Origin of the sequence: Yersinia fenwicki (assembly GCF_043099325.1) — a bacterium.
Classification (GTDB): domain Bacteria; phylum Pseudomonadota; class Gammaproteobacteria; order Enterobacterales; family Enterobacteriaceae; genus Yersinia.
On record NZ_CP170755.1, the window covers coordinates 3,298,753 to 3,323,296 of the forward strand.

The window sequence follows — 24,544 nt, forward strand, 5'->3', positions numbered from 1 at the left end:
AGATGCAAATTTGCTTAGAGAGTAATTTTAAGCCGTCAGTGAACAATGACGTTTTTTGCATTTTCGCCGTGAGCCTTTTTCCAAACAATATCACAGATACCATCTGTTGGTTGAAACCCAGCAGGTGCTTCTAATAATAAAGAACGGATACATTCGTAATTAAAATCATTACAGGCAGTTTCAATTCTGCTTAGGAGAGTATTCAAGTCATCCCATTCAAGCATAACTTCAGTTGCAGTCATAATTCTGGGATGGTAGGTATGCTGCACAGTATCACCAATAAGTAATTCTTCGTATAACTTTTCGCCGGGCCGTAATCCTGATATCTCAATCGCGATATCGCCATCGGGATTTTCTTCACTCTTAATAGAAAGACCTGAAAGATTAATCATCCGCTTGGCCAAATCAATAATCTTAACCGGATCGCCCATATCTAATACAAAGACATCGCCGCCTTGCCCCATAGCACCAGCTTGAATAACAAGTTGAGCAGCTTCAGGAATGGTCATAAAATAGCGAATAATATCTTTATGTGTAAGAGTGATTGGACCACCCTCTGCAATTTGTTTCTTAAAGAGCGGAACAACAGAACCAGAAGATCCAAGCACATTACCAAAACGAACCATACAAAACTTTGTTTTATTTTGTTCTATCGATAATGCCTGTAATACAAGTTCTGCCATTCTTTTGGTAGCTCCCATAGTATTGGTTGGCCGTACGGCTTTATCTGTAGAAATTAAAACAAATTTTTCAACCCCAGATTTTATTGCCGCTTTAGCACAATAAAGCGTACCGAATATATTGTTTCTTACTCCCTCTATAACGTTGTTTTCAACAAGAGGCACGTGTTTATAAGCTGCTGCATGATAAACAGTATTTACATGGAAGTTAGACATTATCTGAACTAATCGTTTTTCACTTTGTACAGACCCGAGTAATGCGAAAAATTCCGTCTCAATTTTATTTTTTTTACATATTGCTGCTATTTCATTTTCTATGGAATAAAGCGAAAACTCAGAAATATCAAAAAGGATTAATAATCTTGGTTTCTCCACAATAATTTGGCGGCATAGCTCAGAGCCTATTGACCCCCCAGCCCCAGTCACCATTACCACTTTTCCCGTAATATTTTTAGCTAACAGTTTTTCATCTGGTACAACAGGATCTCGCCCCAGCAACTCTTCGATAGAAACTTTCTTTAAACTACTTATTTGGGCTCGGCCTTCAACCAAATCAGACATCCCCGGAATAGATAAAACTTCACAAGAGAGGTTTTCGAGTTTATTGACAACTGCTCGACGCTGACTCTGGCCGACACTTGGCATGGCCAGTAATACTTTCTTGATACCATAGCGACCAATCAAATATTCAAGTTTTTCTGAAGGATAAACGGTGACACCATGAATAACAGCTTTATGTAACTTAGGATTATCATCAACAAAAGCAATAGGGAAATACTCACTGGCTTGCATTAGAGCTGGTAATAATTGTCTCCCAGAAGCGCCCGCACCATATATAACAACGGGAATCTTTCCTCTAACACCATAATTTAACAACATCCTAAAAAACAATCGGGAGCCACAAATAAGCACTAATGAGAAAATAAAGAACATAACAGAGACGGTTCTTGGTAAATATACTCCCAAGAAATAAGAACCAAGTACAAGTAAACCAGAAGAAAGAACAACACCTACAAGTACAGTACTAACAATCTTAGCACTGACATAACGTAATACCGTTCGATATAGACCCAATTTTATATATACGAAAAGTGTCGGTGGTATAATTGCAGCTAAAGCGGCCCATTGTTCTATGCTGGTGAAGGGACTGTCTACATCCAGTCGAACCCAGAAAGCCCCCCAATATGCTAGAGCAATTAGAATCGCATCTAACAATAGCATAATGATTCGTTTAACAGGCCTTGGCAACGATAATAAAAATACGAGAAACATATAGTACCAACCCTAATAAGGAACACGCTGTGTTAAGCAGTATTCATTCAACTCAATTATCCAGTCATCAATTCAAAACAATTAGTTGTTATTAATACCGGCGTTAAGTTTATAATCAATATATAAAAGAGGAATATAGGAAATAATGAGTGCTATTATTGGATTGACTATGTTAAGCCCTACCAATAATGCAATAGGAAATAGCCAAATTATATTTATACCAATAGCTGATAAAGTCACAGGTAAATGACGCTTAAATCGTCTAGATGCAATTTGATAGCCATGGCTTCGGTGAGCTTCATAAACCTTAAATCCACCGAGAATTCGACGCGCTAAGGTCCATGTTGCATCAACAATAAATAAGCCTAATAGAATTAGCCAACAAAAGAAAAACTTTGTTTCTATCCAACCTGCACTTATTGCTAAAGAACCAATCATTAGCCCCAGAAAACCACTTCCAGCATCTCCCATGAATATTTTAGCTGGCGGGAAATTCCAAAGTAAAAAGCCTAAAACAGTGCATGCAAGCAAGCAAAGAACCAGATAACTATTCAGTTCAATGTGATCTCCGCTTATATAATAAATGACAATCATCCCGATACAAGCAAATATCGCCTCCGTACTTGCCAAACCATCAATGCCATCCATAAAGTTATAGAGATTTAGCATCCACACTAAAAATAATAAACCAAATAAGCTGCCAAAAATCCCCAGGTCAAGAATAAAACCCGAAAAATTAAACACGGGAAAACCGCCTAAGCAGAATAGTAAGAATGCCGCTGCGGAAAAATGAGCTAAAAGACGCCAGCGAGCAGCAATATGGCCATGGTCATCCCAAAAACCAATCAGAGCTATTACTCCGCCAGATACGATTAATCCTACTGCAGATAAAATTGGAAGATAGCCGAGGAAATAGAAAAGGACTGTGCCAATAAAGAAGCTGATAACGATAGCAACCCCACCGCCTCTTGGTGTTGGAGTCACATGCGAGCTACGAGAGTTAGGAGTATCAATGATATTATTCTTTAATGCATAGAGCCGTAATAAATATGTCAACCCTACTGATATAAGAAAGAATATTGTTAGTAAAAAAATTAAAGTTGGCATTTTCGGTCCCAAATTTATTTTCTGGCAATAGGAATTACAAAAATATTTCGCTGTTCTTAACAAACCTAACTTAGCAATTATTTTTTAAATTGAGTATAAATAGACATCCAACGTTCAATTATCTTTCCAATGGAGTTTGTCTGTATAATTCGTTCTCTCGCTTTATGACCTAATATCTCTTTTTCATTTTCAGATAAATTTATCATTTTATTTATTGCTTGAGATAAGCTATTAGGGTCTTTTATCGGGACAATCGAACCACAATCCCCCAATGCCTCGGTTATACCACCGGCATCAGTTGCAACGATGACTTTCTTGCATGCCATCGCTTCAGTAATAACAAGCGGGAAACCTTCCCATTCAGAAGAGAGCACAAAGATATCAGCAGCACACATTAACTGTCGTATATCATCTCTTTGTCCAATAAATGTTACATATTTATCAATACCAAGCTCTTTGGACATATTCTTAAGGTACCCATCAAGATGCCCGGTTCCAACAATAAATAGTTGAGGGAAACTTTGTAAGCTATTATCTTTAATAAGCAAAGAAAAGGCTGTTAGTAAGTTTGGATAATCTTTTGCTTCAGTTAGTCGACCTACGCTGAGAAGTATTGGAGTATCATCAAATATACCTAGCTCTGACCGCTTCACGTTCCTATCATCTACTGAGAAATCAAACTGAGAAGCATCGATACCATTTGAAACAACAATCATTCTGTCAGCACTGGAGGCACCTTTACGGATGAAGGAGTCAACTGCATCTTGACTAACATTAGTCGACAAAGAAGCAAGTTTGTCAGTATATTTATATGCCAACATCCTCAATGAACTTCCTTCGTTAGTATTATGTGCTGTACATATTAAAGTTGGTATTTTTGTAAAAATCCGCAGAACTCTGGAGAATAAGTTAGCATGAAACATATGGCTATGCACAATGTCAGGTTTGAATTTTTTTATTATTTTTCTTACTACAAATAACCCCTTAAATAAATTAAAAGGAGTTTTTTCTAGTTTCAGTTCATTCAATTTAACGCCATTATTAGGCCTAACCAATGTCTCACCAGTTAGCGAAATAATCATTACGTTATGCCCTGCTTCATACATTTTATTAGCGATCAAAACAGTTTGTTTCTCAGCCCCCCCCATGCCAAGCCCGGTAATAACATATAATAAATTCACTAAAACCTCTTTTTATCTCTAAAATTTTTGTGTTTGAATTTTTATACTAACTCGTAATATTTAAAACTTACTTTTCGAATAAATGAACGACTGATAAAGTAAACATCTAACGAAATTTAATTTCAAATATTGTCTATTAAACACTTCCATTTATCCCCTATTGCCATTTCTATTTTATATTTTTCTGCATTCTTCAATGATCTGAGAGACATAGACTCTCTTAAGTCATCATCATTCATGAGTAAAATCAGATGCCGAGTAAAAGCATCGCTATCAGCAAATGGGATAAGGAAACCATCTTCATTGTTAATGATCAACTCAGAAGGACCGGTATCACAGTCATATGCAATTATTGGTAACCCACTGGCTTTTGCTTCAAGCAGTACCATGGGAAAACCTTCAAAACGAGATGTCATTACATAGATACCAGACTGGTCATATAAATCGCTCACATGCTGAGTTGACGGGAGTAACTTTACATTGTTTAAGTTCAATATTTTTATTTTATCTAATAACAATTGTTTATCTTCTCCATCACCAGCAATGATAAGAGTCCAACTATTATTAGTTTTCTCAACCTTAGCCCATACATCTAATAAAAGATCAAAACCTTTCTGATAAGTAAGACGGCCCAGAGCTAAAACTTTTTTAGCGTGTTTTTTTGTTAATTTATTTTTTGACTCAAAAGGTAATGGATTAGGTATTGATATTATTTTTTCAGGATATTTATTTTCTTCCAACCAATAATCGCGATCTTTCTCTGTGAGAGTAACAACTGCATCTGAAAATTTGGCAGCTATCTTCCTGGCAAGTTTACGTGATTTTATATTTAGATTACTTTTATAGTTAAAATGCTCCCACGATATATGCTTTATCTTGGTGCCTAACAGTGCAGTAGTACTAAATAATGCTAACATTGTGTCAACATCAATCAAAACATCTATTGATTCATCTAGTAAAATACGACGTAACCTAGAAACGACCGCCACATAGGCCAGTGAAAAACGTCTTTTTTCATCAAAAAGTGATACTAATTTTACGCTTTCTTCTACATGAAACTTTGGCGGCGCGTTACCGCTTAAACTGATAATAACAACCTGATAGCCATTTTTAACAAGATAGTTAGCAAGTGCTAAGCTGACCCGCTCAGTTCCACCGGTATGGCTTATATCGCCACCAAAGAAAGCGATTTTTTTCATAAAATCTCTTATTATTTTTTAATTATGTGAACTATTGCACTAGGCAAAGTAACAACTCTCACTAAAAGAGACGATTTATCATGATCGATATACTTATTATCCATCATCATCATGGCTTGGTTTATCCGCAAAACAGATTTTACAAAATCTAACGGACGAGATAACCATATTTTCAAAGGTGTATTTTCTAATAAAGCTTTACGCGAAATATAATGACCGACAGCGTGCCTTTTTATAGATGATTTGCTTAGCCGATTAGTTGCTTCATTATCGAAAAAAATGCGAACAGGTATTGAGCTGTAGTAGAAGCAATACTTTTTCGCGACAGTACTATAAAACCAAATTTCAGGAATGAAATTGATACCTGGCACGACTGGATAGAGAAACTTTTTTAATAATTCAGTTTTGAAAAAATCAATTCGCTCACCACGACTGCCTGAACGAAATTCATCAAACCATGAGGCCTTTTTATCTGCATTAGATAAATAACAGTTATTAGGTTTCAATGTTTCTGAACTCACTGAGATTGCTCTAATCCCAATAATTTCTTTATCTTCAAGCACATTACTCAGCAGAAGCAATTTATTTATAGAGTCAGCAACAAGCGCATCATCAGAATCTACCCCAATAAAATACTCTCCCTTAGCATTTTCAACGGCTCTATTCCAGGCTGCTTGTTTCCCACTATTATCTTGATATATATAGTTTATCTTTAATTTATTTTCGTCTTGAAATTTCTTAACTGTATTGGCCGTGTCATCTGTCGATCCATCATCAATGATTAACCACTCTATATCATCTCTATCCTGCTCTAAAATTGATAGATAGCAGCGTTTTAATACATGTGCTCTATTAAAAGTAGGTGTAAATATAGTAACCCGCGTCATTTTATTTTTTCACCTCTTTTTCAACAGATGAAACAAGCCTAAAAAATAACTTATTTTTAATCATATAATATAAAATAGGTTTTAACTTCCCCGAATGAAGTATCGGTTTCAATGAAACAATAGCATAAGACTTATTAAAACTTTCTAAAGCCCTTATTTTATTAAAATGATAAATCCTAGCACATTTTGAAACATGTGAAATAAAGACACTAGCTAAGACGACAGCCCAGTATTTATTTTTATGTTTTAAGTATTTATCCCTAAATCTTGCCAATCCGAATTCACTGTCATCCAAGTCTGATATATTCAGATTTTTAGTAATACTACTAGATACTTGTCTATATTTGACAATTAAATCTTTACACTCGAATATTGATTTACATTTATCAATCAGTATAGGTAATAATAACTGGTCTTCAAATCGCCGTCCCACATCAAAAAACATTCCATCAAAAATATTTTTTCTAAAGACACATCGCCAGACATAAAACATCTCGCTTTCAGCTATTTTTAATTTTACATGGTCAAGACGATCAATAGTAAATTTATTTACTTTTATTAAATCAAATACATGTTCTTTGTCATCGAAAAATTCGGAGTAATTGAAAACCATTCCATCTGGTGAATTCTCTAGAACAATTTTCTTAATAGAGTTATAAATTCCATCACACCAAATATCATCAGCATCCAAGAAAGTAATATATTCCCCTGTTGAAACCGATATCCCCATATTTCTGACAACGGAAATGCCTGTATTTTCTTGTGTGATATAAATAAAATCACACTTTTTACTGTATTTTTGTATTATATTAGCCGAATGGTCCGTTGAACCATCATTAATAATAATAACTTCTAATGTACTATCCCATTGGTTAAATACAGAGCTTAGACATGCATCAAGATATTGTTCTGCATTAAATACCGGTATAATCAAAGAGAGCAGTTTTTTATTATTCATTTTTATTTCTCGAAAGAATTTCAGATAATAATTTCTTTCTCTTAAGAATAAGAATCAGGCATATAAATGATAAAGTCTCAATAGCAATAATTGAAACCACCCCTCCCCACGCGCCATACCTAGATGCAAGGTATGCACAGAGAGGAATATGAATCACTGCTGAAATCATGGGCAAAATAGTGTAGGACTTCTTATGTCCATGAGGTAGTAAAATATAATTACCCAGTACTGTGGACTGTATGACTAATAAATAAACCGGAGAGAATAAGATCAGCAAAGTTGATACTTCTGAATATTCATGCCCAAACATGATTTTGGTAATTAGTTTAGAAAATACAATAACAAATATAGTTATGATTAAACATAATGCGCCTTGCCAATAAAAAATCTTTCTAATTAGAGCATATGCTTCTTCTTTTTTATTGACTAACAATGAGTTTATTCTCGGATAAAATGCATTTCCTAAGACTAGAAAAACACCAAGGATAGCACCTTTTACTCTATCTGCTGCAGTAAATATACTAACTTCATAGACATTACTGAATATACCAATAATAATTGTGGTGCTCATGGTATAAAGGCTGATAGAAAGCGTGGCACAAAATATCGGAAATGAATCTTTTAACGTATATGCCACTCTTAAACTGGAAAAGTTAACTGCCCTAACTAATTTTTTCCGGTATATATATATTATTGCTATTATACCTGCCAGTAAATTCATCGATGATTGAATCATCACGGCATATTTAACATCTGCATCACCATGTACAAATATAAAAAACAATGGCAACATTGATAACTTTGCAATTATCATTAAATTAGTCACTACAGACAGTTTTTCTATTCCCTGGAAAAACCACACTGGCATCAGTGTCGTCCCTATTAACATGAGTACTGTATAAATTAACTCACGCTGAATTACTGCATGTGAATTTGTCGCAAGAAGTAAAACTACTATTACAATTGAAACTAAGCATAATATAGATTTTGAGATCAGCGTTTCAAAAAAAATCTTAGATATATATTCTGGGTCATCTTGATGTTCAGCTATTTTTTTTGATGCTGATAAATTAAATCCAAAATCAATTAAAATAACAAAATATTGGGCTAATGAAAGTGTAAGACTGTAGACACCGAAACCTTCAACGCCTAAGACACGAGTTAGATAGGGTAAAGTTAAAAGGGGAATAATATAATTACTCCCCTGTAACAAAAGTAAAGAAAAAATATTTCTCCGTAACACTGACATTTAAATTTCCAGCTGTTGGGTTAAATTACATTTTTATGAAATTTGAGTCTATTTATTAACTCATCCATAAAGTAAATATATTTCGCACCCGAAATCTGCAGAAATACAGGCCTGAATCAACATCAAGACACGCTACCGCCCTTGGCTCACAGCTACCAATGCACTGTTTTCTGATTTCATCGTGTAGCTCATTTAAATATCAAACTACAACAGTGAGTTAAAAAATATTCACACATCTATTTTTATAAAAATGTAATTCTTATACATCCAAATAGGTATTACAAGCAAAAGGGTCAGGTAAAAATATGTAATGATGTATCATTTAGTACCGTTCAAGACATAAAAAATCATAAATGATGAACTGATAAACTAATCTCTTGTTTTATCAACTGTTCTAAAAGGTCTATATGTGCCTTGTCATCATTCAGTGCGGGGATATATTCAAACTTCTCGCCGCCAGCATGTAAGAAAATCTCTCGGTTTTGCTCTTTTATTTCTTCCAAGGTTTCCAAACAATCTGCAGAAAAACCGGGGCATATCAGCTGAATGTGTTTAACACCTTGTGAGGGCAGGCTTTTTAAGGTTTCGTCAGTATATGGGGTTAACCACGGCTCGCGACCAAAACGTGATTGATATGTCATCATGACTTGCTCTGCTGGCAATGACAAATCCAACGCCTCCCGCAAAGCACGACTCGTGTCTTCACAGCGTTGTGGGTAGTCATCCCCTAATTGCGCATAGCGTTTAGGAATACCGTGAAAAGATAGGACTAATCTGTCTGGTTTACCATGTTGTGCAAAAGAGTTTTCAACACTTTGTTTTAGCGCTGAAATATAGGTGGGATGTTCAGCATAATCACGAATAAAAGAAATCGATGGTAAACGGCGATAGCCTTTCAAAATGTTGGCAACAGCATCCCAGACTGCCGCACTGGTCGAGCATGAATATTGCGGATAAAGCGGTAATACCACCAGCTTAGTCACACCTTGTCCAAGTAGTTTATCAATTGCATCTGGCAGATTTGGTGAGCCATAACTCATCCCTAACTCTACGGGGATTTCTGGTATACGTTCTACCAAGGCTTTTTGTTGTCGACGGCTATAGACCAATAAAGGAGAACCTTCATCCATCCAGACAGATTGATACAATTTTGCCACTCGCGGAGATCGAATCGGTAAAATTACCCCTCGTAGCAAAGGCCACCACAACCACGGTGAGGTATCAACTACCCGGCGATCACTCAAGAACTCAGCCAGATAGCGTTTTACTGCTTGCGATGTCGGGGCATCCGGTGTTCCCAGATTAACCATCAGTACGCCAGGCTTGCTTTGCTTCATGCAGGAGTCCTTATTGTGTATTATGCCGTTTATTCAAACCGACAAATATGTTTCAGCTATATCTGTAAAATAATAAAGGCGACCTTAGGCCGCCTCAACTATCTTACCATCCGGAATTAACCGAGAATAGTCGCCAGTTCCGCACTGACTTCTGCTACCTTACGGGTTCCGTCCAGTTTAAAATATTGTGTATTACCTGCATCAGCTTCTTTACGATAGTAAGAAACCAATGGTGCAGTTTGCTGATGATATTCAACCAGACGTTTGCGAACTGTTGCTTCCTGATCATCTTTACGAATTGTCAGTTCTTCGCCAGTCACATCATCTTTATCTTCGACTTTAGGTGGGTTGAATTTAATGTGGTAGACGCGGCCTGAAGCAGCATGCACCCGACGCCCGACGATACGATCAACAATCAGTTCGTCTGGAACATCAAACTCCAGCACATAATCAACCTTGATACCGGCTTCTTTCATGGCATCAGCTTGAGGAATGGTACGCGGGAACCCATCTAGCAGGAAACCGTCACGGCAATCGTCCTGTGTGATGCGCTCTTTAACCAATGCGATAACCAGCTCGTCAGTGACCAGCTTACCGGCATCCATAATTTCTTTCGCTTTCAGACCTAACTCAGAACCTGCTTTTACAGCGGCGCGCAACATATCACCAGTAGAGATTTGCGGAATACCGTATTTCTCCATGATGAATTGAGCCTGAGTACCCTTACCAGCGCCCGGAGCGCCCAGCAGAATGATACGCATTGCGTAAATCCCCTTGCTATGTAGTTTTTCTATGTATTTTTGCGGAAAACGAACAACCTTACCATTTCCAAGGGGGGTGGCTCAAGGCGCGCGAGCCGAGACAGAGGGATTGGATCAGGAAAGTCCTGGCGAAATATAACTATAACAGCATGAAATTAAATAAAAAAAACGCCTCAACCATCTTACATGTCCGAGGCGTTCTAATACTAAATTAAGCGGTTAATAGCTGGTTCATGCGGCGAATAAACTGATTAGGGTCCTCTAAGGTTCCTCGCTCAGCCAATAGCGCTTGATCCAGCAGTAACTCAACCCATTCAGCAAACTGAGTATCATCAGCTACATCAGCAGCGCGTTTGACCAGGCTATGTTCCGGATTCAATTCAAAGATGTACTTCACTTCCGGCGCCTGCTGGCCAGCAGCAGCGAACAATTTCGCCATTTGCGTACTCATTTCATCCGCATCCGTGGTGACAATGGCCGGAGTATCCGTCAAACGGTGGGTCAGACGGACATCTTTTACACGCTCACCCAGCAGCGTTTTTACACGCTCGACAAAAGGCTCCAGTGCTTTATCCGCTTCTTGCTGTTCTGGGCGCTCTTCATCGGCCAATTTATTCAATGAGTCATCTGCTTTGCTGACTGATTGGAAAGCTTTACCATCGAACTCAGTCAGGTAGCTCATCATCCATTCGTCGATACGATCGGACAACAGCAAGACTTCAATGCCTTTTTTGCGGAACAGTTCCAAGTGCGGGCTGTTCTTGGCCGCGGCATAGCTATCCGCAGTGATGTAATAAATCTTCTCCTGCCCTTCAGCCATGCGGCTGACATAGTCTTCTAGCGACACGGTTTGCGCGGAGCTGTCAGTATGCGTCGAAGCAAAGCGCAGTAACTTGGCAATAGTATCTTTGTTGCTACTATCTTCCGCTGGCCCCTCTTTTAGCGCCATACCAAACTGTTGCCAGAACTGCTGATATTTCTCAGCGTCGTCTTTAGCCAGTTTTTCCAACATTTGCAGTACACGTTTGGTCAGCGCACTGCGCAGGTTCTGAGTAACACGGCTGTCTTGTAGGATTTCTCGAGAAACGTTTAGCGGCAGATCATTGGAATCAATCAAGCCACGAACAAAACGCAGATAATTCGGCATGAACTGCTCAGCGTCATCCATAATAAAGACACGCTGTACATACAGTTTCAGGCCGTGCTTATGGTCACGATTCCACATATCCCAAGGTGCTTGCGCCGGGATGTACAACAGGCTGGTGTACTCTTGCTTACCCTCTACGCGGTTATGGCTCCAAATCAGTGGGTCAGTGAAGTCATGAGCAATGTGTTTGTAGAATGCTTTGTATTCGTCGTCAGTTATTTCAGCTTTGCCGCGAGTCCACAGCGCCTGGGCTTTGTTGATTTTCTCCCAGGTGATAGTGCCATCTTCTTCATTTTTGCTTTCGATTTCGACTGGCAGTGCAATATGGTCTGAATATTTGCTGATAACAGAACGCAGGCGCCAGCTATCAAGGTATTCATCTTCACCTTCGCGCAAATGCAGGATGATTTCTGTGCCACGGTCTTCTTTGGTGATATCCGCGATAGTGTAATCGCCCTCACCTGCTGACTCCCAGAACACACCGGCATCTGCGGGCGCGCCAGCTGCTCGAGTGCGAACAGTGACTTTATCTGCCACGATGAAAGCAGAGTAGAAGCCCACACCAAACTGGCCAATTAATTGGCTATCTTTAGCTTGGTCTGAGCCGATAGATTCGAGGAATGCTTTAGTCCCTGATTTCGCGATAGTGCCGAGATTATCAATGACTTCTTCACGGCTCATGCCAATGCCGTTATCACTCAGGGTCAAAGTACGCTTTTCTTTATCAAAAGATAAACGCACACGCAGCTCGCCATCACCTTCAAACAATTCTGGGTGAGACAGCGCGCGGAAACGCAGTTTATCTGCCGCATCAGAGGCGTTAGAGATAAGCTCGCGCAAGAAAATTTCTTTATTGGAATAAAGCGAGTGAATCATCAAATGAAGAAGCTGTTTTACTTCTGACTGAAATCCACGGGTTTCTTGACCTTTCATACTCATTAATTACCTCAATCCAAATTACCGACAGGTTTACCCTATAGATTTCAAAAATACAGGTCGACGGCAAGCCCGTGAGCCCGATGAGCTGACTCCAGTCAGTGATTCGGGTGAACGAGCGCAGCCAACATACCTGCAATTTGAAAGATGACGGGTATAGATAAAATCGAACAGTGAGTAACAAATGGGGTCAACAGCGGGAGCTTTCAAGCCTTAACACAGAAAAAACAGAGAATCAGGGGCGATTGATTGAACATCACGAATGAAATTATTCATATGATAATCAATAACAAAACAATCGCCCACCAGATTAAATAGGATGGGTACTTATCGAAGCTAGTCGTTACTGAAACTAGTACTTAATGGGATTACGTCCCGCTAATGAATGGGATAGGGTTGTACCATCAACCATTTCCAACTCACCACCGACTGGCACACCATGTGCAATACGGCTGGCTAACACACCATACTGACCGCACATCTGACCAATATAGTTAGCGGTTGCATCCCCTTCGACTGTCGGGTTGGTCGCCAGAATGACTTCACTGATAGTTTCAGTTTCCAACCGCTTTTCAAGCAAATCCAAACCAATATCACCGGGACCTATGCCGTCCATGGGCGATAAATGCCCCATCAACACAAAATAGCGCCCGCCAAACTGGCCAGTTTGCTCAATGGCATGGATATCTGCCGGGCTTTCGACCACGCAGATTTGACCATTTTGTTGCCGCCGTGGATTAGAGCAAATAGTACAATGCTCTTGCTCGGTAAACGTACGACAGTCAGCGCAGTGACCAATTTCAGACATTGCGCGCGTCAGAGACTGTGCCAGCCGCATTCCACCACTACGATCCCGCTGTAGCAATTGGAATGCCATACGTTGCGCCGATTTCGGGCCAACACCCGGCAAACAGCGCAACGCCTCCATCAATGATTCAAGGAGTGGACTGGTTTGCATCAGAACGGCATCTTAAAGCCTGGTGGTAACTGCATACCACTTGATACCGAAGCCATTTTTTCTTTTTGCGTTTCATCGATGCGACGAGCAGCATCATTCAATGCCGCAGCAATCAAATCTTCCAGCATTTCTTTATCTTCTTCGACCAACAAGCTTGGGTCGATTTCAACCCGGCGGCAGTTATGCGCCCCATTGATAGTCACTTTTACCAAGCCCGCGCCAGATTCACCGGTAACTTCTAATTTGGCGACTTCTTCCTGCATCTGCTGCATTTTTTCCTGCATCTGCTGGGCTTGTTTCATTAAATTGCCAATACCGCCTTTACCAAACATAGTCATCTCTCATAGCAAGGGGCTGCGTCAGTGCACCATGCACTTCTCGCAGCGGTTAAACCGGTCGGATACTTTCTTCATCCAGTTCGGCGTCGAAGAAACGACGCAGCGTCTGAATATTATTATCCGCAATAATTGACTGGCGCGCTTGTGCCAGCTTTTCTTCATAAATGGCCTGCCGCCACTCTAACGGAGTACGCTCCGCCAGATTATCATCTTCGATAACACTCAGTGTTACCGTATTGCCGTGTAATTCACTCAATGCGTCTGCCAACGCCTTTTGTGCCGAGGGCGAGTTTAAATGGCGCTGAGCTGAACGCAGGTGAAGACGAATATTACCCGGTTCTATTTCTTCTTTAAATGCATTCAGCGCAAGTTGTTGCACCAATTTAGGAATGTGTAACTTATCAATTTCTGCTGCCCAAGGATCGCGCACCATTGCTTCTTGAGCCAATTTAGCAGAAAGTTCCGGCGTTTTTTCATGCTCCAACGCAGATCGCAATGCTTTCGGTGTCGCTACCGGCTCAGCTAGCACTTCTGGCTGATTCTGCGCCGTCCAGCGATAAGCTTCTTTCTTCGCCGGTTTCTTCTCTTCTGTGGGTTTGGCGGCCAGGCGCTGCTGGCTGCGCTCAGTCACCGAAGCTAAACGCTCCAGCGCTGAGTTTGCCGGCCGCGCTTTTCCTGGCGCTGCCGGCTCATTCTTTTTTGGTGGGGTCGTCCCCGACTTGCGCAGTAACTGCGTGCGTGCTTGCAACAATTGCGCTGTAGCGTCTGGAAGCTCGGTATTAACCGGCGCAGTGGCACCTAATGGCTGGGCCTCATGCTGTGGCACATGTTGGGTCGATGACGGGGCCTGAAAATGTTGCTGCGGCGCTGGCATATTATCCGCTATCGTCGCAGGAGCACTGACTGGCACCTTCTGTAGCTCGGCAATTATCGCTTTAGGGTGAAATGCCAATGCGCGCAATAAAGTCATTTCGACCCCCATGCGGCGATCAGGGGCATACGCCAACTCTTTTCGCCCCACCAGCAATGTCTGGTAGTACAACTGAATATCTGTCGGCGGTAGTGTTCGCGCCAGCTCGCGTAATCGCGGCTCGATAGTCGCGTAGTGATTATCCAGCATGGAGGGCAATAACTGCACCATCGCAATGCGGTGCAGCAAACTTAAGGTTTCGACTAATAGATTCTCCCAGTCAACACCGCGGGATGCCGCTTGCTCAAGCTGGGCCATCACTCGCGCGCCATCTGCATTCACTAACGCTTCGATGATCGCTAGTGGTTGTTCGTCATCCAGCGTTCCCAACATTTGACTAACAGTGGCGTTAGTGACATGACCATCGCCCATCGCGATAGCCTGATCAGCCAAACTGAGCGCATCACGCATACTACCATCAGCGGCGCGCGCCAGTAGTTGCAATGCTCTGGCATCACTACTGATTTGCTCGGCTAACAATATTTTTTCGAGCTGGGCACGAATCACCTCAACATCAATGACCTTAAGGTGAAACTGCAAGCAGCGGGAAAGTATGGTGACGGGTAACTTCTGCGGATCGGTCGTCGCCAACAGGAATTTCACATGGGCTGGCGGTTCTTCAAGCGTTTTCAACAATGCGTTGAAACTGTGCCGCGACAACATATGAACTTCGTCGATCAAATAGACCTTGAAGCGGCCACGGGCTGGCGCATATTGGACATTATCCAGCAGTTCGCGGGTATCTTCGACTTTAGTGCGCGAGGCCGCATCGATTTCGATCAGATCAACAAAACGGCCTTGCTCGATTTCCAGGCAATTTGCACAGGTGCCACAAGGCGTGGCAGTAATGCCCGTTTCGCAATTCAGTCCTTTGGCTAACAACCGGGCAATAGAGGTCTTACCTACCCCACGGGTGCCAGAAAATAAATAGGCGTGATGAATTCGCCCTAATGAAAGGCCATTAGCCAACGCCGTCAGGACATGCTCCTGGCCAACGACGTCTGCAAACGTTTTGGGGCGCCACTTACGGGCAAGGACCTGATAGCTCATTAATACCGGGGAAGTTGAATAATATAGAGGGTCATGCTAACACAGCCTCACTACTGACAGCGAGGCTGATATTTTCAATACAATCAATGGCCGGAGAAATCAACCAGACTATAGCAAGTAATCCCTTGATCATTCAGGCGAGCTTCGCCACCTAAATCGGGTAAATTAATCACAAATGCGGCATCGGTAACTTCACCGCCCAGTTGACGAATAAGTTTAACTGTCGCTTCAATTGTCCCGCCGGTCGCCAGTAAGTCATCAATAACTAGAACTTTGTCACCAGGTTGAATACTGTCGGTATGGATCTCAAGTTTGTCAGTACCGTATTCTAACTCATAGCTTTCACTGATAGTGGCTCGCGGTAACTTGCCCGGCTTACGGACTGGAACAAAGCCAACGCCAAGAGACAAAGCTACTGGCGCACCAAACAGAAAACCACGGGCTTCGGTACCTACGACTTTAGTCACGCCCTTGTCCAGATAGCGCTCAGTCAACAGCTCAATGCTGGCAGCGTAGGCTAATGGATCTTCCAGCAAGCTGGTCACATCACGGAACAGTATTCCCGCTTTTGGGTAATCGGGGATGGTTTTGATACTGTCTTTAATATATTTAAGCTGTTGTGCTGTATTAGGTGCAGTAGCGGTCATAATTTGTGCCTGATAAAACTGCTGTACATACTAAAGCGCGGCCAGTCGATGCTAAAATGTCATCAGCTGAGTAACTTGCTCTACCGGTTAACTGTGGTCTTGATAGATTAAATTACTGCATCCTTAATCCTAAGGACACAACAAGGGATTATCCCGCGCACGAAAACGCTCAAATTTATGCAAACTGGCATTAAAATGCAACTGACGTGAGCGACTCAGGGCCTTTTTTGTTGCGATAGGTCAATAACTGGCATTCGTAGCATGAAAGTCAATAATAGCGTCAATATCACCAGCAAGATGCCTTTGACCCACCAAATTTTCACCAACCAGAGCGAAATAGCGAACGTAAGCACTGTCACCAATATTGCTTTCCATTTGACGCCAGGGGGCAAAGCCCGATGTTGCTGCCATGTGCGTATGTAACGACCAAACCATGAACGATAAAGCAACCAATGATGAAAACGGGGAGAGGATCGCGCAAAACACCACGCGGCCAGTAGCAAAAACGGCGTAGTGGGTAACAAAGGGAGCACAACACCTAAAGTTGCCAAAACCACTGCCAGCCAACCCAAAGCTATCAACAACCAACGAGACATACACTCCCTTTATAATAATATTTCTTTATGTGGCCCTATCATTAACGCATGCACTGTTCATCATCAATAGATATTATTGGCATTATTATCACTAACAGTGCGTTTTAGTCGCCCCTCGCTTGTAAGTATCGACATTCAAAGGCAAGCTGGCGGAAAATCCCCCAGGAGAAGCGCCATGAGTACAGAAAAGCTATTACAGGTGCTTGAAAGCCAAATTGAGGCATTATCGGCGCAGGTCGGCCCACAAGCTAATATCCCTTCTCAGCAAGCCCGTTTTGATCTGAAATTATTTGGTAATCATGGTAACCGTTTTCGCGATTATCTACTGGAAGTACACAAAAATATGGCCCAATTAAAACAGGTCGTTGCAGAGAATCGTACACAGCAGGTCGCCTTTTTAGCTGAGAAACTGGTCGCGCAAATATCCGCCTTACAAAGAGAGTTAGCCACTCAAAAGCTCAGAAAAACCAACCCTGAACCCACGTATAATAAGTTGGACCCTTACCACAAGCTGGCTGAGCATCAAGATTATGAGCGGCGAATACTGGCCATGATTCAGGACAGAGAGAGCCAACTGGGTAAACAAAATTTATTGACCGAGCAACAAAAAATCCAGAAAGAACTCGCCGCACTGGAGGGCCGCTTAATGCGCTGCCGACAGGCACTGATAAAAATAGAACGCAGTATCGAGAAGAAAGAGAACGGTTTTTGAATATTTGTCACATTTTTTGAATCATTAAGGTTTCGATAGCGAATACTTTTCTATAATGTCTTATACCTACCTTGTTTCAAGTTGTAGGGGTTAACTGGTTCAATCCCCCATACCCTGTGTTGATGTGAACTTATCGGGTTTTCTCACTAGCCACCTGAGCGCAGCTTGAAATCTATTGGGTAGATGAATTGAAATCAAGTTAGGTGGGAACCGGCAGTAACGTATCCCCATCCGACTTTTCTCACTCACTGAAAATCAAATATTGGCCAGATTATGTCAGTTGAAAAAGCTTCACCAGAACTGCAACTGGCAGTAGATCTTATCTACTTGCTGGAATGCAATGAGATAGCACCGGAAACAGCACTGGCAGCGTTAGCTATCGTGCAACTTGATTATCAGCGTAAGCTTCGCAATCAAACATCTGATTGACCCGATGATTTCTGATGTTTAGCCAAGGCGATACCATGAGTATCGCCTTGCGGTGGACCGTTGCATGCTAAACGGTTGAATTCACCGTTATCCCTGCCGAGCAGTTTTAAGCGAGTGGCTTGTTGATATCCGGTAAATCAGGTTTGGCATTCCCAATTGCCGACTTTTCAGACGGTACAGAAGGCAATTCTTTCGCATCAAAAGACCGGCTGACCTCTTGAATTTCAGTGCAATCAGGTTTGTGTAAATACACATCCAACTGATTAAACGCAATATTGATGTCATTCTCGCGACATAACCTATCAATAGTGCTGTTCAATTCATCCACAGTATAGCTACGGTCGCGTAATTCGCGCACATACACACGCAATTCATGATCAAGAGTACTGGCACCAAAGTTGAGGAAGAATACATGGGGCTCAGGGTCAGTCATAACCCGCGGATTCTCATGAGCCGCTTTTAGCAATATCTGTTTAACTTTTGCTAAATCAGTGCCATACGCAACACCAACTTTAATAATAATCCGAGTAATCGTATCTGATAGCGACCAGTTGGTCAGGCGCTCGGTAACAAAGGCCTTATTCGGAATAATCACCTCTTTGCGGTCAAAGTCGGTGATCGTCGTGGCACGAATACGTATTTTGTTAACATTGCCGGAGAAAGTGCCAATGGTTATGGTATCGCCGATACGAACAGGGCGTTCGAACAAAATAATCAAACCGGAGACAAAGTTGGCAAAAATCTCCTGCAAACCAAACCCTAGACCTACCGAGAGAGCAGCGACCAACCATTGTAATTTATCCCATGAAACGCCCAGGGAACTGAGTGCGGTTATCACCCCAATAGCAGTAATCAGATAGGTTAAAATGGTCGTGATGGCATAAGAGGTGCCCTGTCGTAGTTGTAACCGCGACAACACCACCACCTCAAGCAATCCGGGCAGGTTACGCGTCAAGATATAAGCGACTACGAGCGCCATTAATGCCACGAGCATATTTCCCAATGTGACCGCCTGAGAAACACTTGCGCCCGCCACGGTTGCGGTGTAATGCCATAAAGAGATGCTGTCCAGATAGGAGATAACCGTTATTAAATCAGCCCAGATTGCATAGAAACACGTGGCGAAAATCAGGAACAGAACCATCGTGGTCAAACGCAATGACTGTTGGTTAATTTGTTCCAGTGCCAGCGGTGGTTCTTCGACCGGTTCACCCCCCTCAGCCCCCTCTTTCACCAGATTTTGTCGCCGAACGATAGCACGACGATAGGCTAAACGCCGTGCAGCAACCCCTAATCCACGAATCGCCGTCAGGTAAATAATATTCCATAGGAATAATAAGTAGAGGCTATCAATCCAGCGGCCTGCCAGCTGCAGAGTCGTGTAGAAATATCCAGCAATCATTAATCCAATCAATATGATCGGCGTTCCTACAATGGCCGTGACTATCACAAGTCGAACCGCATGAGAATCTTTCTCACGCCAGCTATCACGGCAGAATGGATAGACAAACAGTGCCAACAATGCCAAAGCAATAACAATGACGACCTGCCCGATAACATCATCTACTAATCGAAGTGGGCTTTTCTCCCCCAAGGCAGACCAGAAGATAACAGGCAGCAATGCAGCCCCCAATCGCACCATTTGACGTCGATAATGAGCGCATCGTTCAGCGGCTATCATAAAGTGCCGCTCGGTAATGCCGCCTGGCGATAACATGCGATATGTCAGGTCAAACACTAGCCAGAACAGAGCCAGACGTTGGAAGAAACTCCAGAAGAAGTCACTAAGATTAAAACCTGAGTGCAAACACCAATACCCTACACCTAATATGATCAAAGCCCCTGGCAACACTTTTAACAAGGTCAGCATGATGGCTTTCGGTGTATGCATTTGACTGTCGTGTTTTAATTGCCCGACATCAGCAGCCAGGCTATCCAAATGCTTATTAATGATTTTGGAGCGTGAACGGATCACCCCGACCACAATGAGCATCGGTATCAGAAACAGCAGTGATTTCTTTAATCCTGCTAAAACATCATTCCATGACAGCGTAAAATTAAAATTACTCAGCTCAGCTTTCACTGCCCCCGGCAGCGCTTTTAGCCAAGACCAATCCATCGGTTTATTACTGCTGACCCAAAAAATTTGCTGTGTCAGTGTATGTTGCAGTGATTCATTAACACTCAATAACTGCTGCTGATTAATTTGCAGGTTGATTGCCAGAGTCAGTTGATTACCCAACTGTTTATTCAATTGATCCAGCAATTCACGCCGGATATCAACTATTTGCCCCAGTGCGTCTTCGACATCAGGGCTGACTTTCTCTTTACTGTCAGTCATCAGGGTTTGAATGTAGTCATCACCCTGGAATAGCTGGTCACGCTGCTGATTAATTTCAAATTGTTCCAGGCGCAAATCAGCGATTTGTGGCCCCATATTCGTAATCAGCCCAGACGCAGGTAAATTAAGTTGCTGCTGATATAGAATACGGGAAAGCAGCAAACTGCCACGTAAAACGGTAATTTGTTCCTTTAAATTGCGTTCAGATTGTAATGCACGATCCAGCCAGTTTTTGACCCGGATATTCTGTTGTACCAGCGTGTTACCTTCTTTAGTGGCATTAATCAGCCGCTGGCTCAACTCTTTATTTATCGCCAATTCACGGCTGACCAAGGGATCATTTTGGATATCAGTTGCATCATCGGGCACTTGAGCTTCTTTGGCTGTTTTCTCCGAAAGGATTAACCGTTTGCCGCTCACCACCTCTTGCAATAGCTGGACATAACGCTCCAACTGATTAATGTGCGCGGTGGTGTAATCCCGCTGTTTTTGCAGTAAATCTTGTAAGGTGGTGTTGGCTTCCAGATTTTTACGCTGTAAATCTAGCTGCGCATTTAGCATGACTTGTTCAGTCAACAGCGCTTGCTGTTGGGTGGGCCGTAAAACATCTTGATTCGGAGTCAATCCATTGAGTTGGTTGCGAATCTGCATTAAACGCATCGATGCGTTATACATAGCACTCTGCACGCGTTCTGGCTGAGTTTGTAGGGAGATTAGCTGGCTGTTATAGGCCGAAAGATCTTCTTGGGCAGATTGTAAATCATCCAAAGTTTCATTTAGGCGAGATTCTAATTGGCGCAATGAATAATTAGACAGAGATTCTCGGGTCAGGGTATCGGCTGAACTGTTCTTGAGTGTATCCAACCCTTCCGTCGACTGCCGTAGCTTCGCTGGAGCCTGTGCTAATTGTTGTCTGAGTTGAGCGGCTTCCTGCTTGGTACGCTCAATGGTATCAAGGTATTCCAGCGTTTTTGTCAGATCTTGCTGCGATAACTTTTCAGCGGGTGACAATATTTTTTGTTTTGATAATGCATCCAACTGACTCAGCACTTCACTGTGCGTCGGTACATCTATATTCATTCCAGCCGCAAAAATTGCCGGTGAAATTAATAGTGATATTATAAGCATGGTAACCATTGTCTGCAGGCGCAATAAAAAAGCACTTGATGACAACGCAAACGACAAAGAATCTGGATTAGGAAATCTGCTGCTCATATTTGAACTTCATTTCAACAGAGAGAATGAAATCCTATCACGTTCAGTCTCGAGTCATAATAAGAAAAGTTTTTCCGGGCATGAATAGCTGTCATTAATGCGGGCAGTTACGCATTTACTCTTGAACAGTGTGTAACAGATAGAAATAACGGTTGATTGAGAAAATCAAAATCAGAAGCGCCCAAGTTTCTTAAAACGTCAGCACTTTCTCTGCAGCCAGCGTCCATTGGGCCAATTCGACCAAAGTACCGATTTCCACTCCGTCAACCAGTGTTAATCCAGTTATCCCACGCGCATCTGTACAAGTTTTACAGAGTTTAACCGGAACATTCTGTGCAGTGAGTATTTCCAACATCTGCCGTAAATTGTAACCTTCTGCTGGCTGCTGCCCTTGAAGGCCAGCAATAACCGCATCAGACATTAAAAATAAACGTAAATCGAGGTCACTTTGCTGTTCTTTCAATGCGATGGATAAACGCAACGCATTAAATAATGACTCTTGGCCATATGCGGCACCATTAGCAATGACGACCATTGAATTCGCTTTATCGCTCATATCAATTTCTCCAGTTAATCCGATACCTTGCTATTCATCTCTTTTTGCAATGAAAGGCTGTGGACTAGCATATCCAGGTAGGCATCAATTAATACCGGTGCCTCTTGTTTTATATCAAAACTTTCTGGCATAAAAAGCCAGTTTTCCATCAAACCTGTAATATAGGCTCTCATGATAATCGCAGCACGGCGGGTATCCAGATTGATGGGCAGCTGCTTGGCTTCAATACAGCCTTGCAAAACCGATTCAATTCGCTCATAACTAGCTAAATCAAGGACTTTACGTGCATCGTGGAAAGAGGTCATCTCTCCGACAAATTCGCATTTATGGAATACAATTTCCATCAATGCGCGTCGCCGGCAATCCTCTTGCGTAGAAACAAGCACATAAATGAGTATTTCACGCAGAATACGGAGTGGATTATCAGGATATTTTGCCTGATACTCTAATTCGAGCAGATCAACTTTAGACTCTGATAACTCCCAGACTTCGTTAAATAGGTCTACCTTATTCTTGAAGTGCCAGTAAATTGCGCCTCGGGTGACACCTGCGGCGACAGCAATATCAGTAAGGGAAGTCCCTGAAACGCCGTGCGCAGAAAACTCCCGCACTGCGGCATCTAGAATTTGTTGCCGAGTCTCTTCGGCTTGCTGTTTGGTTTTTCGTGCCATAGCGTTGTTTTTTCGAGGGGGTGCGATTTACATACATTAACGAATGTATGTACCATAGCACGCACATATAATTTACGCAGCAATGGGTTTTAAAGCTTGTGATCCATTGAATTAAATTAAAAATCGGACACTTGAGGTTTATCTATGAGCAAAAACAGAGGGGTAATGCCTCTGGCTGCAATTCTGGTACTTTCAGGCAGCTTAGTACTTATAGGATGTAATGACAAAGATGCGGCGCAAGCCCATGCTCAACAGGCACCTGAAGTCGGCATTGTGACATTAAAAGCAGCACCACTGAATATCACAACCGAATTGCCTGGCCGCACGTCCGCATTTCGTGTTGCAGAAGTTCGTCCGCAAGTTAGCGGTATTATTCTTAAACGTAACTACGTTGAAGGCAGTGATGTCACCGCCGGAACATCCCTTTATCAAATTGATCCAGCCACTTATCAGGCTGCTTATGACAGTGCCAAAGGTGACTTAGCTAAAGCACAAGCTGCGGCTGAAATCGCTCGCCTGACAGTTAATCGCTACAAACCATTGCTGGGTACCAACTACATCAGTAAACAAGAGTATGACCAGGCGGTGTCTAATTCTATGCAAGCTAACGCAGCAGTTGTTGCGGCAAAAGCGGCAGTAGAAAGTGCCCGCATCAACCTGGCCTATACTCAGGTGACCTCACCAATCAGCGGTCGAACCGGTAAATCCTCAGTGACTGAAGGTGCATTGGTGACCAGTGGTCAGGCTACGGCTTTAACAACAGTTCAACAACTTGACCCGATGTATGTTGATGTAACTCAGTCAAGTGACGAGTACCTGCGCCTGAAAAAAGAGCTGGCTGACGGCACTCTGAAACAGGAAAACGGTAAAGCCAAAGTTCGCTTGTTACTGGAAAATGGCTCTGAGTACGCCGAAACCGGTACCCTTGAATTCTCTGGTGTGACCGTAGATGAAACCACAGGCTCTATCACTATTCGCGCTATCTTCCCTAACCCGAATGAAGCGTTGTTACCAGGGATGTTTGTCCGCGCTCGTCTGGATGAAGGTGTCCGCCCTGATGCACTGTTAGTGCCTCAACAAGGTGTGACGCGCAACCCACGCGGTGAAGCAACTGCCATGGTGGTTGGTGCTGATGACAAAGTTGAGTTACGCACACTGGTCGCTAATCAGGCTATCGGTAATAAATGGTTGGTAACTGAAGGTTTGAAAGCAGGCGATCGCCTGATCGTTTCCGGCTTGCAGAAAATCAGACCGGGCGTGCAGGTGAAAGTGCAGGAAGTTGCTGAGACAGAACAAAAAACAGCCCCGACTGACACAGCGAAGAAGTCTTAAAAGGAGCCGGTAATT

At 42.3% G+C, this 24,544-nt stretch carries 21 protein-coding genes and 1 other annotated feature; of the genes, 3 read left to right on the forward strand and 18 right to left on the reverse strand.

All coding sequences use genetic code 11. From position 1 onward, the window contains the following. Nucleotides 1-35 precede the first annotated feature (35 nt). From ACF3VQ_RS15095 to ACF3VQ_RS15165, 15 genes are all read right to left on the reverse strand, one after another. Nucleotides 36-1,952 carry a polysaccharide biosynthesis protein gene (locus ACF3VQ_RS15095; protein WP_392431959.1) on the reverse strand — a complete coding sequence of 639 codons (1,917 nt, stop codon included), beginning with the start codon at nt 1,950-1,952 and terminating at the stop codon, nt 36-38. 81 nt (nt 1,953-2,033) lie between these two features. Then, complete coding sequence (locus ACF3VQ_RS15100; RefSeq protein WP_392431960.1) at nt 2,034-3,059, reverse strand: glycosyltransferase family 4 protein; 1,026 nt, start codon at nt 3,057-3,059, stop codon at nt 2,034-2,036. A gap of 77 nt (nt 3,060-3,136) precedes the next feature. After that, a complete protein-coding gene (locus ACF3VQ_RS15105; RefSeq protein WP_392431961.1) occupies nt 3,137-4,240 on the reverse strand; it encodes a glycosyltransferase in 1,104 nt (367 codons plus the stop codon). 122 nt (nt 4,241-4,362) lie between these two features. Beyond that, entirely contained in the window at nt 4,363-5,439 is a 1,077-nt protein-coding gene (locus ACF3VQ_RS15110; RefSeq protein WP_392431963.1) for a glycosyltransferase family 4 protein, read from the reverse strand. An 11-nt stretch (nt 5,440-5,450) separates the two neighbouring features. Beyond that, the gene (locus ACF3VQ_RS15115) at nt 5,451-6,326 is read right to left on the reverse strand and encodes a glycosyltransferase family 2 protein (RefSeq protein ID WP_392431964.1); all 876 of its coding nucleotides are present in this window, start codon (nt 6,324-6,326) and stop codon (nt 5,451-5,453) included. A 1-nt stretch (nt 6,327) separates the two neighbouring features. Further along, on the reverse strand, nt 6,328-7,284 hold the full coding sequence (locus tag ACF3VQ_RS15120; RefSeq protein ID WP_392431965.1) for a glycosyltransferase: 957 nt from the start codon (nt 7,282-7,284) through the stop codon (nt 6,328-6,330). Beyond that, a complete protein-coding gene (locus ACF3VQ_RS15125; protein WP_392431966.1) occupies nt 7,277-8,533 on the reverse strand; it encodes a flippase in 1,257 nt (418 codons plus the stop codon). Before ACF3VQ_RS15125 ends, ACF3VQ_RS15120 begins: the two co-directional genes overlap by 8 nt. Before the next feature lie 347 nt (nt 8,534-8,880). Beyond that, entirely contained in the window at nt 8,881-9,870 is a 990-nt protein-coding gene (gene hemH, locus ACF3VQ_RS15130; protein ID WP_392431967.1) for a ferrochelatase, read from the reverse strand. Between the two features lie 116 nt (nt 9,871-9,986). Beyond that, nucleotides 9,987-10,631 (reverse strand): adenylate kinase, encoded by a 645-nt coding sequence (gene adk, locus ACF3VQ_RS15135; RefSeq protein WP_005158184.1) that lies wholly within the window; start codon nt 10,629-10,631, stop codon nt 9,987-9,989. 211 nt (nt 10,632-10,842) lie between these two features. Then, entirely contained in the window at nt 10,843-12,711 is a 1,869-nt protein-coding gene (gene htpG / locus ACF3VQ_RS15140) for a molecular chaperone HtpG (RefSeq protein ID WP_392435607.1), read from the reverse strand. Nucleotides 12,712-13,066: 355 nt separating this feature from the next. Then, nucleotides 13,067-13,672: a recombination mediator RecR gene (recR, locus tag ACF3VQ_RS15145; protein WP_005158177.1), complete on the reverse strand. Its 606-nt coding sequence runs from the start codon at nt 13,670-13,672 to the stop codon at nt 13,067-13,069. Next, complete coding sequence (locus tag ACF3VQ_RS15150; RefSeq protein ID WP_019081276.1) at nt 13,672-14,004, reverse strand: YbaB/EbfC family nucleoid-associated protein; 333 nt, start codon at nt 14,002-14,004, stop codon at nt 13,672-13,674. The genes recR and ACF3VQ_RS15150 overlap by 1 nt, the downstream gene beginning before the upstream one ends. Before the next feature lie 55 nt (nt 14,005-14,059). Beyond that, entirely contained in the window at nt 14,060-16,030 is a 1,971-nt protein-coding gene (gene dnaX, locus ACF3VQ_RS15155) for a DNA polymerase III subunit gamma/tau (protein WP_392431968.1), read from the reverse strand. Next, nucleotides 14,666-14,730: a sequence feature (DnaX frameshifting element), on the reverse strand. It overlaps the preceding gene by 65 nt. Nucleotides 16,031-16,113: 83 nt before the next feature. Beyond that, the gene (gene apt / locus ACF3VQ_RS15160) at nt 16,114-16,677 is read right to left on the reverse strand and encodes an adenine phosphoribosyltransferase (RefSeq protein WP_174849249.1); all 564 of its coding nucleotides are present in this window, start codon (nt 16,675-16,677) and stop codon (nt 16,114-16,116) included. Nucleotides 16,678-16,892: 215 nt separating this feature from the next. After that, the gene (locus tag ACF3VQ_RS15165) at nt 16,893-17,273 is read right to left on the reverse strand and encodes a DUF454 family protein (RefSeq protein WP_392431969.1); all 381 of its coding nucleotides are present in this window, start codon (nt 17,271-17,273) and stop codon (nt 16,893-16,895) included. 175 nt (nt 17,274-17,448) lie between these two features. On the opposite strand from ACF3VQ_RS15165, the gene priC reads away from it, so the two are divergent. Both priC and rsmS read left to right on the forward strand, forming a co-directional pair. Further along, the gene (gene priC / locus ACF3VQ_RS15170) at nt 17,449-17,985 is read left to right on the forward strand and encodes a primosomal replication protein PriC (RefSeq protein WP_392431971.1); all 537 of its coding nucleotides are present in this window, start codon (nt 17,449-17,451) and stop codon (nt 17,983-17,985) included. A gap of 273 nt (nt 17,986-18,258) precedes the next feature. Continuing rightward, nucleotides 18,259-18,414: a pleiotropic regulatory protein RsmS gene (gene rsmS / locus ACF3VQ_RS15175; RefSeq protein ID WP_005158164.1), complete on the forward strand. Its 156-nt coding sequence runs from the start codon at nt 18,259-18,261 to the stop codon at nt 18,412-18,414. Between the two features lie 106 nt (nt 18,415-18,520). On the opposite strand, the gene mscK is transcribed toward rsmS, so the two are convergent. The 3 genes from mscK to acrR all read right to left on the reverse strand — a co-directional run bounded on the left by mscK (nt 18,521) and on the right by acrR (nt 23,197). After that, on the reverse strand, nt 18,521-21,970 hold the full coding sequence (gene mscK / locus ACF3VQ_RS15180; protein ID WP_392431972.1) for a mechanosensitive channel MscK: 3,450 nt from the start codon (nt 21,968-21,970) through the stop codon (nt 18,521-18,523). Nucleotides 21,971-22,160: 190 nt separating this feature from the next. After that, nucleotides 22,161-22,526 (reverse strand): DsrE/DsrF/TusD sulfur relay family protein, encoded by a 366-nt coding sequence (locus ACF3VQ_RS15185; protein ID WP_392431973.1) that lies wholly within the window; start codon nt 22,524-22,526, stop codon nt 22,161-22,163. A 14-nt stretch (nt 22,527-22,540) separates the two neighbouring features. Next, nucleotides 22,541-23,197, reverse strand: coding sequence for a multidrug efflux transporter transcriptional repressor AcrR (gene acrR, locus ACF3VQ_RS15190; RefSeq protein ID WP_392431974.1), 657 nt, complete (start codon nt 23,195-23,197; stop codon nt 22,541-22,543). A gap of 144 nt (nt 23,198-23,341) precedes the next feature. On the opposite strand from acrR, the gene acrA reads away from it, so the two are divergent. Next, nucleotides 23,342-24,529, forward strand: a complete 1,188-nt coding sequence (acrA, locus tag ACF3VQ_RS15195) for an efflux RND transporter adaptor subunit AcrA (RefSeq protein WP_392431975.1) — start codon at nt 23,342-23,344, stop codon at nt 24,527-24,529. Nucleotides 24,530-24,544: the final 15 nt, after the last annotated feature.